The organism is Brachybacterium paraconglomeratum, from assembly GCF_003994255.1.
GTDB classification, from domain to species: domain Bacteria; phylum Actinomycetota; class Actinomycetes; order Actinomycetales; family Dermabacteraceae; genus Brachybacterium; species Brachybacterium conglomeratum.
Genome location: NZ_ML133852.1, coordinates 222,998 through 237,278, shown reverse-complemented (window position 1 = coordinate 237,278; position 14,281 = coordinate 222,998). Strand labels below are relative to the sequence as shown.

Here is a 14,281-nt window from a genome sequence, read left to right as displayed (position 1 = left end):
GCCCCCGAGTCTCCTCGCCCGGAGCAGGCGCCGCCACCCCGGCGACCACCGGCCCTCAGCCGGCGGCGAGGTCCCGGCGGCGCAGCAGAGCGAGCCCGAGCAGGGCCAGCGCCGTGGCGGTGACGCCCATCACGACGAGCGGCATCACCTCGAGATCCTCGGAGGGCACGAGGGCGATGTGCTGCAGGGGCGAGAGGTCCATGGCCCAGTCCGGCAGGCCCAGCATCTGACCGAGGAAGGTCACCAGCGCGGTGTACACCACGAGCAGCCAGGCGAGAGGGGCGAGGCGGGACCCGAGCCCGTAGAGGGCGAGCGCGATCGCCGCATACAGCGCGACGGCGGGGAGATAGGTGAGTGCCGCGAGGGTCATCTCGCCGATCCAGGCCGTGTCCTCGGTCGCGCTCCATACGCCGATCCCGACGCCGAGGCCGAGCAGCACCTGCATCGCGGCGGTGCCCAGGAGCACGACCAGGAACCACTGTCCGGCCAGGCGCGCCCGGGAGGTGCCGGCGACGAGCACGCCGGCGAGGCGTCCCGCGGTCTCCTCGGTGCGCATCCGGAGCATCCCGGAGACGGCGAGGGCGACCGGGCCGATCGCGAGCATCATCAGCACGAAGGCGGAGAACGAGCCGGTGAGGTCGTCGAGCCGGATCGGGGCCATGCCGGCCAGGTCCGGGAGGTTCTCCGCGAAGTCGGTGAGCGAGCTGGCGAGGGAGCCGAAGGCGAGCGCGAAGAGGAACAGTCCGATGCCCCAGGCCAGATGGGTCCCGCCGACCAGCCGCCGGGTGAGGCCGCCGGGGGCGAGCAGCGCGGCCGAAGCGGCGGCGCGTCCGGCGGCGGCAGGGCGGAGACCGGCCCCCAGGTCACGGCGGTGCGAGAGCCGGCCGGCGATCACCAGCAGCACGGCGACGGCGGCGAGGGAGACGAGCAGGGGCCACCAGCGCAGGTCCACGAAGGCGCGCGTCTGCTGCGCCCAGGCGAGCGGCGAGAACCAGGACAGCCACGAGCCGTCGCGTTCGATCACGTCGCCGATGCCGCGCACCATGAAGGAGAGCGCCAGGATCCCCAGCGCCGTGCCGGAGGCGGTGCCGGCGTGCTCGGTGAGCTGGGCGGTGACCGCGGTGACCGCGCCGAAGACCAGTCCTGTCAGGGCGGTCGCGAGCCCGAGCGCCAGCGAGTCCGACGCCCCTCCCCCGCCGATCAGCATCCCGGAGGCCACCGCGGCGCCGAGGGCGAGGTTCGCCAGCGCCACCACCAGCAGGGCGGAGACCGACGGGGCGAGGCGGCCGGTGGGCAGGGAGCGCAGCAGCTCGAGCCGTCCGGACTCCTCCTCGCCGCGGGTGAGGCGGGCGGTGAGCAGGATCGACATGATCGCGGCCGGGACGAGCAGGTAGAGCAGCAGCTCGTTGGCGACCATGGCCCAGAAGGTGTAGTGGTCGGCGGCGAAGAACGGGCCGGTCATCATCACGGCCGAGGGGTTGTCCAGCAGCGTCGCGCGGGCGTCGAGCGCGGCCTGATCGGGGTAGACGTCCTCCATCGCGTAGATCGAAGCGGGCACGAGCACGAGCACGGCCAGGGTCCAGATCAGGATGCCTCGCCGGGCGAGGCGGAGGTGGAGGCGGAGCAGGGAGCGCAGCCCGGTGAGCGGGCCGACCGCGCGGCGCTGCCTGCGATGGGTGGGGGCGGCGGTCGCGGCGGTCATGACGCGTCCTCGGTCACAGGCTCGAGCTCGTCCCCGTAGTGGCGCAGGAAGAGGTCCTCGAGGGAGGGCGGGGTGATCGTGAGCCCGGTGACGCCGAGGGCGGTGAGCACGGGGAGCACGTCGTGCAGCGCCCGGTCGTCGACGTCGAAGCGGAGCCGGCCGTTCTCGGCGACGAGGTCGTGGACACCGTCGAGCCGCGTGAGCGGCGCAGGATCGGCGTCGGTCGTCGCGGCGACGGTGGAGCGGGTGAGGTGGCGCAGCTCGGCCAGGGTGCCGGACTCCACGGCTTTCCCGGCGCGGATGATGGTGACGGTGTCGCAGAGCTTCTCGACCTCGGCGAGGATGTGGCTGGAGAGCAGCACGGTGCGGCCGTCGGCTCGCAGGCGGGCGACCTCGTCGGTGAAGATCGCCTCCATCAGCGGATCGAGGCCGGAGGTCGGCTCGTCCATGATGTAGAGGTCCACGTCGCGGGAGAGCGCGGCGACGAGCGCGACCTTCTGGCGGTTGCCCTTGGAGTAGGTGCGGGCACGCTTGGCGGGGTCGAGCTCGAAGCGCTCGATCAGCTCCTCGCGTCGGCGGCGATGGCGCTCCCCGCTCTCGCCGCGGGTGAGCACGTCAATCGCCTCGCCGCCGGTCAGGCCCGGCCAGAGGTTCGTGTCGCCGGGGACGTAGGCGAGGCGGTGGTGGATCGCGACCGCGTCCCTCCAGGGGTCCCTGCCCAGGACGCGGGCCGTCCCGGAGCTCGCCCGCAGGAGACCCAGCAGCACGCGGATGGTGGTGGACTTGCCCGCGCCGTTGGGGCCGAGGAAGCCGGTCACCTCGCCGTGGGGCACGGTGAGGTCGAAGCCGTCCAGCGCCCTCGTGGCGCCGAAGGTCTTGGTGAGGTCGCGGACGTGGACTGCAGGTTCCGGGCTGGTCATGTCGGGCTCCCGTCGGTCGGTGAGGTGGAGTCGGTGGTGTGCGCGCCCTCGTCGGCCGCGGTGTCCGCGTCGCCCTGTGCGGCGAGATAGGCGTCCAGCAGGCTCGCGTCGGTGAGCAGCGGGGTGGTGTAGAGCTCGAGCAGGGGCAGGGTCAGCGAGTCGGTGTACTCGCGCATCCACCGCGGGAGGTCCTCCAGGTCCATCGGCGCCCCCTGGCCCGGCATCTGCAGCACGAGGGAGCCGAGCGCCATGTGCGCGAGCACCCGCACGCGCGCCTCGGGGTCGCGGCTGGGGCTGAGCACCCCTGCCCGCTCCCCCTCCTCGTAGTAGTCCCTCGCATTGGCGATGAAGTCCTCGATCAGGCGCTCGGCGAGCGGGCCGCCGGCCTGGAGGCGGCGCAGCACGTAGCCCGTCTCGGGCGCGTACTGCTCCACGGCGGCGAGCTGGGCGAGCATCGTGCCGACGCCGCCGGTCACCGCCGCCCTCTTCTGCTGCCGGGTGACCTCGAGGGCGCGCCGGTCGCAGGCCTCGAGGAGCTTCTCGCGCGAGCCGAAGTGGTGGATGATCAGGCCCGCGCTGACCCCGGCGTCCTGTGCGACGGCGCGCAGCGGGGCGCCCAGGCCGTCGACGGCGAAGCGTCGCATCGCGGCCTGGAGGATCCGCTCGTCGGCGGGGGCGGGCTCGGCCATGCGGCTCTCCTCGGGCATCGGGCCCGCCCCGCGGGAGCGCGCGGACCCTGCATTGAACTGACGTTCAACACCCTATACGTGTGTTCAATGCAGGGCTAGGGGCTCTTCGCCCGGAGATGCGAACGCGCCGGCCCCGAAGGGACCGGCGCGCGGAGTCGGAGGGCGTGAAGTGCTCAGCCCAGGGCGTCGAGCCCGCCCTTGGTGCGCAGCAGCGAGAGCACGAGGCCCTTGGGGTCGGCGGCGGGCTCGAGCGCGCACTCGTCGGGCTCGAAGGACCATGCCGCGCGCAGCGCCCGGAACACCTCGAACTCCTCCTCCCCCGTCCTCAGCGGCACGGCCTGGTAGCCGCCCGCCTCGGGGAGATGGATGATGAACGCTCCGGTCAGCTCCGGCATCTCGCGGGTGGAGCCGTCGTCGTCGAGCAGCAGCTCGGCACGGCACACGGCCACCCCCTGCAGCGCGTAGTCGCCGCGCACCTTCTTCGAGGTCTTGATGTCGGCGCTGAGCAGCGTGTTCCCGATCCTCACGATCGCATCGGTGGTGCCGGCGTAGCCGACGGAGTGGTTCACGACCGTCTGCTCGACCTCCACGAACTCGGGCTGGAAGTCGTCCAGGAAGCGGCCGTAGCCGTCCAGTCGCACCTCGGCACGGGCGACGAGGCCGCGGAGGTCCTTCTCCGTCGCGAAGGCGCCGGAGCCGGTGCGCATCCGCTCGATGATCCCGCCGATGTGGTCGGCGTCGGGCCGTGTGCCGCTGGTGCCCCAGTCCTCGCAGGCGGAGTGGACCAGGGTGCCGAAGTCCGAGGCGGCGGCGGTGTGCTCCGAAGCGGCGGCGGCGATCTTCTTCTGGGTGCCCCAGCGGTCGCGGGTGACGCGGGAGATCTCCGACGCGGCGCGGTCGGGGTTCCGCTCGAGCCAGGCGTACATGTCCAGCGCCCGCTTCGAGGCCATGGTCGCGTACCAGCCCTGCAGGAAGTCCTTGGCGCGCATCCCCGTCACGGTGGTGATCGAGGGGTACATCAGCGGGCCCTCGGGCTCGAGGCGGTACATGCGGCCGCGCGGAGTGTCTGCGCTCAGGGAGGGGGTGGTCATCGGTCCTCGGAGGGGTGCGGGGGTCGCGCGGGGCGACGCGGGCGGACAGCCTCCCACGGTACGCGCTCGGCCGCCCCAGGCCTGTCCGGGAGGGGCCGACGCGCCGGGGGCGGGCGCGTCTCACGTCGGCGGGTCGGCTCAGCCGTCCTCGCCGAAGATGATCTGCTCGGCGAGGGTGCGGGAGCGGCGGGTGACCTTGAGGTAGCGGTCCTCGAGCTCCGCCGCGGTCGCGTCCTCGCCGTCGATCAGCAGGGCCAGGGCCCGCAGGTCGTTCCGATCGCTGGGGAGCACCTCCCCCTCGCGCCCCTTCCACAGGAACAGCCCGCGCCGCAGCTGCCAGGCGAGCGTCCAGGCGGCCCGCAGCTCCTCGGCCTCGCGTCCCTCGAGCAGCTCGGCGGCGGCCGCGGCCTCGAGCTGGGCGAGGGTCGAGGTGGTGCGCAGGCCCTCGACCTCGTGGCCGTGCTCGAGGGCGAGCAGCTGCGTGCACCATTCGACGTCGGTCATCCCGCCGCGTCCGAGCTTGAGATGGCGGGAGGGGTCGGCGTTGCGGGGCAGACGCTCGGACTCCACCCGTGCCTTCATGCGCGTGATCGCCCGACGGTCCTGCTCCTCCAGCCCCCCTCCGGGATAGCGGTGGCGGTCCATCTCCTCGGTCAGCCGCTCGCCGAGGGCCTCGGAGGAGACGACCACGCGGGCCCGCAGCAGCGCCTGCTTCTCCCAGGTCTCGGCGTCCCGGCGGAGGTAGTCGATCCAGGACTCGGCGGTGCGGGTGAGCGGGCCGACCTTCCCCTCGGGGCGCAGATCGGCGCTGACCTTCATGTCGGAGCGGGCGACGGGGGCGTTGAGGATCTTCTGGATCTGGGTGGCGACGGCGTTCGTGATCTCGACGGTGTCGCTGCCGGCGCCTCGGTCCACGGCGATGAACTGCACGTCCGCGTCGGAGGAGTAGCCCATCTCCCGAGCGCCGAAGCTGCCCTGGGCGATGATCGCCAGTTCCACGCCGAGCGCCCGCGCAGGATCCGAGCGTCGCTCGCGCAGCTCCTGAGCGGTGGTCTCGTCGACCTCGTCGACGCCGTCCAGCGGCTCGGCCTCCTCGCCGACGACCTTCCGCTCGCGGGCCACGACGTGATAGGCGACCAGCAGCCCGGCCTCGAGCACCGCCTCGGCGAGGTCGGTGAGGGCACAGGCGACCTCCGCGGCGGAGGCGACGTCCGTGAGATGGGCGAGCGCGATCCGCAGCAGCTCGCGGCTTCGGGTGCGGCGCAGCACGTCCCGCGCCTCCTCGACGGTGTCCACGCGGGTGATGACGGCGAGAAACTCCCGGCCCAGCACGTCGCGGGACAGGGGGCGCAGCTGCTCGTCGCGGGCCAACCAGCGCACCGCCTCCGGGATCCGCTCAAGCTCCTCGCCGACGTACCTGCTCGCGGCCAGCACCCTGGTCAGGCGCTTCGCAGCGAGCCCCGAGTCGCGCAGCAGCCCCATGTACCAGTGGGCGGAGCCGATCTCGTCGGAGAGGCGGCGGAAGGCGAGCAGGCCCAGGTCCGGATCGATCCCGTCGGCGAACCATTCGAGCATCGCCGGGAGCAGCTGGCGCTGGATCCTGGCGCGGCGGGAGATCCCCTCGGTGAGGGAGGAGATGTGCGCGAGCGCCCGGCCGGGGTCGCGGTAGCCGATCGCGGCCAGGCGCGCCTGCGCGTCCTCGGCGCTCAGCGCGATCTCCCCGTCGGACAGCTGCGAGGCGGTCAGCAGCAGCGGCCGGTAGAAGATCTCCTCGTGCAGCTGGCGGACGCGTCGCCGGGTGCGCTGGTAGCGCTTCGCGAACTCGTCGGTGCTCAGGCCCAGGCTGCGGGAGAGGCGGCGCAGGTCCGAGGCGGCGGTGGGCAGCACCTGGGTGCGGCGCAGGCGGTGCAGCTGGAGGCGGTGCTCGACGCAGCGCAGGAAGCGGTAGGCCTCATCCATCTCGGCGACATGGGTGCGGGAGATGTAGCCGCCCTCGCCGAGCCGGGCGAGGGAGTCGAGGGTCGAGCGGCCCTGGAGCTGCTCGTCGGCGCGGCCGTGCACCATCTGCAGCAGCTGGACGGTGAACTCGACGTCCCGCAGCCCGCCGGGGCCGAGCTTGATGTTGCGGTCCACCTCGGCGCGCGGGATGTGCGCGACGACGCGTCGGCGCATCGCCCGGGTGTCCTCGACGAAGCCCTCGCGGGTCGAGGCCTGCCACACCCACGGTGCGACCATCTCCTCGTAGGCGGCGCCGAGCTCACGGTCGCCGGCGGCGGCGCGGGCCTTCAGCAGCGCCTGGAACTCCCAGGACTTCGCCCATTCGGTGTAGTAGCGGCGATAGGAGTCCAGGGTGCGCACCAGCGGGCCGTCCTTGCCCTCCGGGCGCAGGTTCGCGTCCACCTGCCACAGCGATCCCTCGGCGGTGCGCTCGGAGCAGGCGCGGGCGAGCTCCCTCGCCAGCGCGGCCCCGATCGTGATCACGTCCTCCTCCTCGCACCCCTCGTGCGCGGGGGCGACGACGTGCATGACGTCGACGTCGGAGATGTAGTTGAGCTCCCGCGCGCCGGTCTTGCCCATCGCGATCACGGACCAGCGCACCTGCTCGTGCCCCTCCACGGTGGCGCGGGCGATCGCGGAGGCCGCCTCGAGGGCGGCGTCGGCGAGGTCGCTGATCGCGACGGAGACGCGGGGCTGGAGGGCGGCGGGGTCGACGGCGACGGCGTCGGCCGCGGCGATCTGGGCCAGGCGAAGGTGGTAGGCGGCGCGCAGCGCATCCCTCTCCTCGCGGCCGCCGGAGCCCGCCACGGGCACCTCGGCCGACGCATCGGCGCCGACGGCCTCGAGCAGCGCCTCGCGCACCGCGGCGGCGGGGACCGCGAGCTCGTCGTCCCCCTCGCGCAGGAGCCCCAGGCGCCCGGGGTGGCGGGCGAGCACGTCGCCGAGCGCGACCGAGACGCCGAGCAGGCGGATCAGCCGGTGCCCCGGGGTGCCGGCGGTGCCCACCCCGGCGAGGAACTCCTCGAGCAGGGCGTCCTGTCCGGCCTCCCGGGCGGACTCCGCCAGGCGCAGCAGGCCGAGGACGGCGTCGTCCCCGTCGGCCGTCGCGCCGAGGGCCTCCGCGGCCCCGTCGCCGAGACCTCGCAGCGCCGGTTCGGAGAGGAAGCGGCTGACGCGGTCGGTGCGGCTGAAGCCGAGCCGGGCGAGGGCACCGGTGGTGGTCGCCGGTTCCTCGCCCGCAGCGGGCTGCTCGGGCGGTGCGGGCTCGGACGACGGCGCAGTCGGTGCGGTCGGTGCTTCCTGCTCCGGGGAGCCGTGCTCCTCGGGCGGTGTCGCGGCGTCCATGGCGTCCCCGTCAGACACGGCTGAAGGTCGAGCGGAGCTCGTGGTCGGTCACCTGTTCGCGATAGCGGTGCCACTCCTCGCGCTTGTCGCGGAGGAAGTACTCGAAGACCTGCTCGCCGAGCGTGTCCGCCATCAGCTCGGAGCCCTCGAAGACCTCCAGGGCGCGGAACAGGTCGGTGGGCAGCGGCTCGATGCCCATCGCGCGGCGCTCCCGCTCGGTGAGCTCCCAGACCGCGTCCTCCGCGCCCTCGGGCAGCTCGTAGCCGCCCTCGACCCCGGCCATCCCGGCCGCGAGCAGCACCGCGAAGGCGAGATAGGGATTCGCCGAGGAGTCCAGTCCCCGGAACTCGACCCGGGAGGAGGTGGTCTTGGTGGGCTTGTGGAAGGGGACGCGCACCAGCGCGGAGCGATTGTTGTGGCCCCAGCAGATGTAGCTCGGCGCCTCCTGCGCGCCCCAGAGCCGCTTGTAGGAGTTCACCCACTGGTTCGTCACCGCCACGTACTCCGGGGCGTGGCGCAGCAGCCCGGCGATGAACTGGCGACCGGTGCGGGAGAGGCCGTACTCGGCGCCCGGCTCGTGGAAGGCGTTCTTCCCGCCCTGGAAGAGGGAGAGGTGGGTGTGCATGCCGGATCCGGGCTGGTCGATCATCGGCTTGGGCATGAACGAGGCGACCTGCCCCATCGACAGCGCCACCTCCTTGACCACGGTGCGAAGGGTGACGATGTTGTCGGCCGTGGTGAGCGCGTCGGCGTAGCGCAGGTCGATCTCGTTCTGACCCGGACCGTTCTCGTGATGGGAGAACTCGACCTGGATGTTCATCGCCTCCAGGTGCTGGATGGCGGAGCGGCGGAAGTCCTGGCCCTGGCCGCGGTGGACGTGGTCGAAGTAGCCGGCCTGGTCCACCGGCCGCAGCGGGGACCCCTCCTCGTAGGGCTGCTCGAAGAGGTAGAACTCGATCTCGGGATGGGTGTAGAACTCCAGCCCCTTCTCCTCCGCGCGGGCGAGGGCATCCTTCAGCACGCGGCGCGGATCGGAGGCCGCGGGCTCGCCGTCGGGGGTGAGGACGTCGCACATCATGCGGCCGGTCGCGTTGGTCTCGCCGCGCCAGGCCAGCAGCTCGAAGGTCGCGGGGTCCGGGCGCAGGATCATGTCGGACTCGTAGCTGCGGGTGAGGCCCTCGATCGTGGAGCCGTCGATGCCGATGCCCTCGGTGAAGGCGATCTCGAGGTCCGCCGGCGAGATCGCGATCGACTTCAGCGTCCCCGCGATGTCGCTGAACCACAGCCGGATGAACCGCACGTCCTTGTCGGAGACGGTGCGGATGACGTCGTCATGGAGATGTCCCATGGGGTAAGTCTGCCTCAGGTCCCCGGCGCGGTGCGGGCTCCGGGCTCCCCCGGACGGGATGCGCCCCGGTCTCCTGCGGAGGCCGGGGCGCATGGCGGGCGCGTCGCTGGACGCGGATCCGAACTGCTCAGATCAGCCCGGCGGAATCGACGTACCACTTGCCGTCCTCGCCCTGCACCATCGAGATGCCCGCATCCTCGCCCATGAAGCTGACGGCCACCGTCCCGTCGCCGTTGTCGCTGGTCTCCACCATCGAGCGGTCGAGGGCATCGGCGACCGACGGATCGAACTCCGTGCCCGCCTCCTCTGCGCTCTCCTCGAAGCCCGCGACCCAGGACTCCAGGTTCGAACCGGACATGCCGCTTCCGGTGGTGGGGTCCATGGCCAGCGAGCACGCGGTCTCGGCGTCCCCGGTGGCGGCGGCCTTGACGAACTCGAAGGCCCGGTCCCCCGCGGCGGTGAGGTCCTCCTCGGAGACGGGCTCGCCGTCGGACCCCCCCGGCGGCGTCATCGCCCTCGGTCGACTCGGACTCACCCTCGGAGCCCTCGCTCTCGGAACCCTCGGCGCCCTCGCTCCCGGCGCCCTCGGACTCGCTGCCCTCGGACTCCCCGCCCTCGGACTCCCCGCCCTCGGACTCCCCGCCCTCGGACTCCTCGCCCTCCGGGGCGGGCTGCTCGGCCGAGGGGTCGTCGCCTCCCTCGCCTCCGCCTGTGAGATCACCGATCGCGCCGCAGGCCGACGCCCCTGCGATGAGCGCGAGGGCGCCCAGCCCGGTGGCCGTTCCCCTGACGGTCCTGCGCATGATCGAGTTCATGGTCCTGTCCTCCCTCGATGTCGGGGCCATTCCCTTGACCAGAGAGGAGTGACACGGGAAGGGCGCCGCTGTCGCTGGGGAGAACTCCCCATCTCCGTGACCGCAGCCAGCGGGGCAGGGATCAGAACGGGATCGAGAGGTACCACTGCCCGTCGTCGCCGCGGGTCATCGGGACCTCCACGGGCTGCTCGAGCAGGCTCAGCGAGATGGTGCCGTCGTCGGCGGGCTCGGCCTGGACCATCGAGGCGTCCAGCTGGTCGAACACGCCCGGCTCCAGCATCTCCTCGTAGTCCGCCATGGCGCCCCGCGCCCCGTCGGCGCACTGCTGCAGGCGCTCACCCTCGGGGGCGGCGGCGGTGCCCGGGTCGAGCACGTAGCCGCACGCGGCCTCCCAGTCCTGATCGTCGATCACACCGAGGAAGCCGAGGAAGCGGTCGGTCGCCGCGGCGAGGTCCGGCTCGGTGACCTCGCCGCCGTCGCTCGCCTCCGGGGCGGCGTCGGCCGAGGAGCTCGGCGACGCGCTGGGGGTCTCCGGGGCGGGCTGCTCGTCGTCCCCGCCAGTGCAGGCAGCGGCGCCGAGCGCGAGTGCGAGGGCGGAGGCACAGGCGGCGATCCGACGGACGGGGCCGCGCAGGGGATGCGGTTCCATGGTGACCTCTTCTCGGCGACGTCTGCGCACGACGCTCCAAGGGTGGCACATGCGGGGCCCGCACCGCACCTGACCGGCGGGAACCGGTCGCCCCGGGGCGACGCGGACGGCGCTAGGCTGGAGCGCCGGATCCCCGTCCCCGTCCAGGAGCCCGCTGTGAGCACTCAGTCCCCCGCCGCCGTCCCTGCCGCTCCGGCGAAGCTCCGGCTGCGCCACCTCCAGCAGGCCAAGGAGCAGGGCCGCCCCTTCGCGATGCTGACCGCCTACGACCAGTTCTCCGCCCGCGTCTTCGAGGAGGCCGGGATCGAGACCCTGCTGATCGGCGACTCCGTGGGCACCACCGTGCTCGGCCACTCCTCGACCACCTCGACCACGCATGCGGACATGCTCGTGTTCACCGCGGCCGTCGCCCGCAGCGTCACCCGCCCGCTGATCGTCGCCGACCTCGCCTTCGGCACCTACGAGACCGGGCCGCGGGATGCGGTGCTGCACGGCATCGAGCTGGTGCGCGCGGGCGCCGAGGCGGTCAAGCTCGAGGGCGGCGCCGAGGTCGTCCCCCAGATCGAGGCGCTCGTCGCCGCGGGCATCCCCGTGATCGGGCACCTCGGCTTCACGCCCCAGTCCGTCAACGCCCACTCCGGGCACCGGGTCCAGGGCCGCGACGAGCAGGCGGCGAAGGAGATGCTCGCCGACGCGCTCGCGATCCAGGAGGCCGGGGTCAGCGCGATGGTGCTCGAGCTCGTGCCGGCCCGCGTCGCCGCCGAGGTCACCGCCGCACTGCGGGTGCCCACGATCGGGATCGGCGCCGGGGCCGGCTGCGACGGCCAGGTGCTCGTGTGGCAGGACATGGCGGGCCTGTCCGGCTTCCGGGGGAAGTTCGTCAAGGCCTTCGCGGACCTGCGCGGCGAGCTGCTCGGCGCCGCGACCGCCTATCGCACCGAGGTCGAGGAGCGCAGCTACCCGGGGGCCGAGCACTCCTTCGACTGACGGGACCGACGGGCCGGCCGCCCGCGCGGGAACGGCCGGCCCTCACGCGGGAGCGGTCAGCCCGCGTGGACGAGGGCTCAACCCTCCTCCCACTCCTCGTCGTCCTGCTCCCACTCCTGGTTGCGCTTCGCGGCGATGCTCAGCGCGCGCTCGGCCTCCTCGCGCGTGGCGTAGGGGCCCATCCGCTCGGTGGCCGGGGACTGCGCCCCCTCCTCGACCGCGCCGGTGCTCAGGTTGTAGTAGTACTGCGTGCCCTCGGTCACGTCGGTCTCCTTCGCTGTCGGTGAGAGACTGGTGGACATGACTGTAGAGCAGGATTGGATCCGTCCCGAGGGGCGCGCGCTGCTGGTGCCCGGAACCCTCAGCCCCCGTCGGCCCGTGCCCGCGAGCATCGAGCGCCCCGAGTACGTGGGCAAGGACGAGGCGGTCTCGGACACGGGTCCGTTCGTGCAGAGCGCCGACGTGATCGCCCGCGTGCGCGAGGCGTCCCGCGTCGCAGCGCTCGCCCTCCAGGCCGCCGGCGAGGCCGCGCAGCCCGGCGTCACCACCGACCACATCGACGCGGTGGTCCACGACGTGCTGCTCGAGAACGGCGCCTACCCCTCCACGCTCGGCTATCTCGGCTTCGAGAAGTCCTGCTGCACGAGCCTGAACGAGGTCATCTGCCACGGCATCCCCGACTCGACCGTGATGCAGTCCGGGGACATCCTCAACGTCGACGTCACCGCCTTCCTGCACGGCGTCCACGGCGACTGCAACGCGACCTTCCTCGTCGGCGACGTCGCCCCGCGCGCCCAGGAGCTGGTCGAGGTCGCCCACGACGCGATGCTGCGCGGGATCAAGGCGGCTCGACCCGGCCGCGAGGTCAACGTGATCGGCCGCGTCATCGAGAAGTTCGTCTCCCGCCACGGCATGGAGTCGGTGCGCGACTACACCGGCCACGGCGTCGCCGAGGGCTTCCACAACGGGCTGGTCATCCCCCACTACGACTCCGCGCCGATGTTCGACGACGTCATCGAGGAGAACATGACCTTCACCATCGAGCCGATGGTGACGCTCGGCTCGCAGGCCTGGGACCAGTGGGACGACGGCTGGACGGTCGTCACCCGCGACGGCTCCTACTCGGCCCAGTTCGAGCACACCATGCTCATCACCGACGCGGGCCCTGAGCTCCTCACCGTCGTCTGAGACCGGTCCGTTCCCGGACCCCGCGGACCGACCGCCGCGGGGGTCCGGCGGCCGTGCGGGGCCGTCCTCGGACGTCCCCGTCGCGTGCCTGCGCAGCCCGGGTATCGTGGGCGCCCGAGAGAGGGCGCCGAGGGCGGTGCCCCGGCACCGGGCGGGGCTTTCCCGCACCGCACGACCAGGGAGAGACGATGAGCAAGAAGGCCTTCGGGATCGACATCGGCGGCAGCGGCATCAAGGGAGCGCCCGTCCACCTCGGCAAGGGCGAGCTCGCCGCCGACCGGGTGCGGATCCCGACCCCGCAGCCCTCGACCCCCGAGGCCGTGGCGGACACCGTCGCCGAGCTCCTCGGCTCCTTCGACATCCCCGAGGACATGCCCGTCGGCGTCACCTTCCCGGCCGTGATACAGGAGGGCGTGGCGAAGACCGCCGCGAACGTGGACAGGTCCTGGGTCGGCACCGACGTGGACGCCCTGTTCACCGAGCGCACCGGCCACGACGTGTTCGTGGTCAACGACGCCGACGCCGCTGGCATCGCCGAGATGGAGTTCGGCGCGGGCCGGAAGAGCTCCGGCGTGGTGCAGGTGTTCACCCTCGGCACCGGCGTGGGCAGCGCGACCTTCGTCGACGGCCGCCTGGTGCCCAACACCGAGCTCGGCCACGTGCTCCTGCACGGGGAGAGCGCGGAGAAGTACATGGCCTCCTCCGTCAAGGAGCGCGAGGACCTGGACTGGGAGACCTGGGCCGGTCGCCTCCAGGAGTACTTCTCCCACATCGAGTTCCTCTTCAGCCCCACCCGCATCATCGTCGGCGGCGGCGTCTCGAAGAAGCACCAGAAGTTCCTGCCGCTGCTGGACCTCGAGGCCGAGATCGTGCCGGCCGAGCTGCGCAACGAGGCCGGGATCATCGGCGCGGCGGTGCTCGCCCATCGCGAGGAGAAGGCCCTGCGGAAGGGCAAGAAGAAGGACGACAAGCACCACGCCGGCAGCTGAGCCCGTCGGCCGGGGCCTTCCCGCGGCCGGAGTGCCCCGTCGACCGGAGTGCCGCGTCGGCCGGGGGATTCCGTCGCGAGCGCTCCCCTCGGGCGCCGCGCCCGTCGGGCGCGACCCGCGCGGGGTTGCCCCGCGGGGCGGACCAGCCGGCCTGTAAGCCGGGTTCTGTGATCGGCAGCCATCCCTCTCGGGTCGCCGTTGCCGACGACCTCCAGCGGTCTACCCGGGAACTCGGGCCGGCGCCCTCATGCGTTCCCTGTCTGACCTTGCTCCCGGTGGGGTTTACCGTGCCGGTCTCGTCACCGAGACCGCGGTGGTCTCTTACACCACCCTTTCACCCTTACCGCCCCGCCCGAGGGCGCGGCGGCGGTCTGCTCTCTGTGGCACTGTCCCGCGGATCACTCCGGGTGGGCGTTACCCACCACCGTGCCGGATGGAGCCCGGACTTTCCTCGGCCCCGCGGCGCAAGCCGCGGGGACGCGGCTGCCCGGCCGACTGGTCCGCCCGGCAGTCTACGCTCCCACCTGCACCTCCCCCTGCCCCGTGAGCAGGCTCCCGCGC

General features: G+C 72.8%; 12 protein-coding genes and 1 other RNA gene. 3 read left to right on the top strand and 10 right to left on the bottom strand.

The window, feature by feature from the left end:
- Positions 1 to 55 precede the first annotated feature (55 nt).
- The 8 genes from DS079_RS05195 to DS079_RS17355 all read right to left on the bottom strand — a co-directional run bounded on the left by DS079_RS05195 (position 56) and on the right by DS079_RS17355 (position 10,556).
- Positions 56 to 1,702, bottom strand: coding sequence for an ABC transporter permease (locus tag DS079_RS05195; RefSeq protein WP_126985453.1), 1,647 nt, complete (start codon positions 1,700 to 1,702; stop codon positions 56 to 58).
- Complete coding sequence (locus DS079_RS05190; protein WP_126985451.1) at positions 1,699 to 2,622, bottom strand: ABC transporter ATP-binding protein; 924 nt, start codon at positions 2,620 to 2,622, stop codon at positions 1,699 to 1,701. Before DS079_RS05190 ends, DS079_RS05195 begins: the two co-directional genes overlap by 4 nt.
- A complete protein-coding gene (locus DS079_RS05185) occupies positions 2,619 to 3,311 on the bottom strand; it encodes a TetR/AcrR family transcriptional regulator (protein ID WP_241237555.1) in 693 nt (230 codons plus the stop codon). The genes DS079_RS05190 and DS079_RS05185 overlap by 4 nt, the downstream gene beginning before the upstream one ends.
- Positions 3,312 to 3,484: 173 nt before the next feature.
- Entirely contained in the window at positions 3,485 to 4,402 is a 918-nt protein-coding gene (locus tag DS079_RS05180) for a PD-(D/E)XK nuclease family protein (protein WP_126985447.1), read from the bottom strand.
- Positions 4,403 to 4,540: 138 nt separating this feature from the next.
- A complete protein-coding gene (locus DS079_RS05175; RefSeq protein ID WP_126985445.1) occupies positions 4,541 to 7,744 on the bottom strand; it encodes a bifunctional [glutamine synthetase] adenylyltransferase/[glutamine synthetase]-adenylyl-L-tyrosine phosphorylase in 3,204 nt (1,067 codons plus the stop codon).
- A 10-nt stretch (positions 7,745 to 7,754) separates the two neighbouring features.
- Positions 7,755 to 9,092, bottom strand: coding sequence for a glutamine synthetase family protein (locus DS079_RS05170; protein WP_126985443.1), 1,338 nt, complete (start codon positions 9,090 to 9,092; stop codon positions 7,755 to 7,757).
- Between the two features lie 127 nt (positions 9,093 to 9,219).
- A complete protein-coding gene (locus DS079_RS17360; protein ID WP_241237554.1) occupies positions 9,220 to 9,603 on the bottom strand; it encodes a hypothetical protein in 384 nt (127 codons plus the stop codon).
- 425 nt (positions 9,604 to 10,028) lie between these two features.
- A complete protein-coding gene (locus tag DS079_RS17355) occupies positions 10,029 to 10,556 on the bottom strand; it encodes a hypothetical protein (protein WP_126985441.1) in 528 nt (175 codons plus the stop codon).
- Between the two features lie 156 nt (positions 10,557 to 10,712).
- On the opposite strand from DS079_RS17355, the gene panB reads away from it, so the two are divergent.
- Positions 10,713 to 11,543: a 3-methyl-2-oxobutanoate hydroxymethyltransferase gene (gene panB / locus DS079_RS05155; protein WP_126985439.1), complete on the top strand. Its 831-nt coding sequence runs from the start codon at positions 10,713 to 10,715 to the stop codon at positions 11,541 to 11,543.
- Between the two features lie 77 nt (positions 11,544 to 11,620).
- Here the strand turns inward: panB and DS079_RS05150 are convergent, their stop codons facing one another.
- Positions 11,621 to 11,806 (bottom strand): SPOR domain-containing protein, encoded by a 186-nt coding sequence (locus DS079_RS05150; protein WP_126985437.1) that lies wholly within the window; start codon positions 11,804 to 11,806, stop codon positions 11,621 to 11,623.
- A 37-nt stretch (positions 11,807 to 11,843) separates the two neighbouring features.
- Between DS079_RS05150 and map the strand changes: the two genes are divergently transcribed.
- On the top strand, positions 11,844 to 12,731 hold the full coding sequence (gene map / locus DS079_RS05145; RefSeq protein ID WP_053915705.1) for a type I methionyl aminopeptidase: 888 nt from the start codon (positions 11,844 to 11,846) through the stop codon (positions 12,729 to 12,731).
- Between the two features lie 188 nt (positions 12,732 to 12,919).
- Positions 12,920 to 13,720, top strand: a complete 801-nt coding sequence (gene ppgK, locus DS079_RS05140; RefSeq protein WP_126985435.1) for a polyphosphate--glucose phosphotransferase — start codon at positions 12,920 to 12,922, stop codon at positions 13,718 to 13,720.
- A 138-nt stretch (positions 13,721 to 13,858) separates the two neighbouring features.
- On the opposite strand, the gene rnpB is transcribed toward ppgK, so the two are convergent.
- An RNA gene (gene rnpB / locus DS079_RS05135) (RNase P RNA component class A) lies at positions 13,859 to 14,219 on the bottom strand.
- Positions 14,220 to 14,281 lie beyond the last annotated feature (62 nt).

Bases quoted from the DNA above. Each gene is read 5' to 3' on its own strand.
- DS079_RS05195 (WP_126985453.1), bottom strand. From the start codon at position 1,702: ATGACCGCCGCGACCGCCGCCCCCACCCATCGCAGGCAGCGCCGCGCG.
- DS079_RS05190 (WP_126985451.1), bottom strand. From the start codon at position 2,622: ATGACCAGCCCGGAACCTGCAGTCCACGTCCGCGACCTCACCAAGACC.
- DS079_RS05185 (WP_241237555.1), bottom strand. From the start codon at position 3,311: ATGGCCGAGCCCGCCCCCGCCGACGAGCGGATCCTCCAGGCCGCGATG.
- DS079_RS05180 (WP_126985447.1), bottom strand. From the start codon at position 4,402: ATGACCACCCCCTCCCTGAGCGCAGACACTCCGCGCGGCCGCATGTAC.
- DS079_RS05175 (WP_126985445.1), bottom strand. From the start codon at position 7,744: ATGGACGCCGCGACACCGCCCGAGGAGCACGGCTCCCCGGAGCAGGAA.
- DS079_RS05170 (WP_126985443.1), bottom strand. From the start codon at position 9,092: ATGGGACATCTCCATGACGACGTCATCCGCACCGTCTCCGACAAGGAC.
- DS079_RS17360 (WP_241237554.1), bottom strand. From the start codon at position 9,603: ATGACGCCGCCGGGGGGGTCCGACGGCGAGCCCGTCTCCGAGGAGGAC.
- DS079_RS17355 (WP_126985441.1), bottom strand. From the start codon at position 10,556: ATGGAACCGCATCCCCTGCGCGGCCCCGTCCGTCGGATCGCCGCCTGT.
- map (WP_053915705.1), top strand. From the start codon at position 11,844: ATGACTGTAGAGCAGGATTGGATCCGTCCCGAGGGGCGCGCGCTGCTG.
- ppgK (WP_126985435.1), top strand. From the start codon at position 12,920: ATGAGCAAGAAGGCCTTCGGGATCGACATCGGCGGCAGCGGCATCAAG.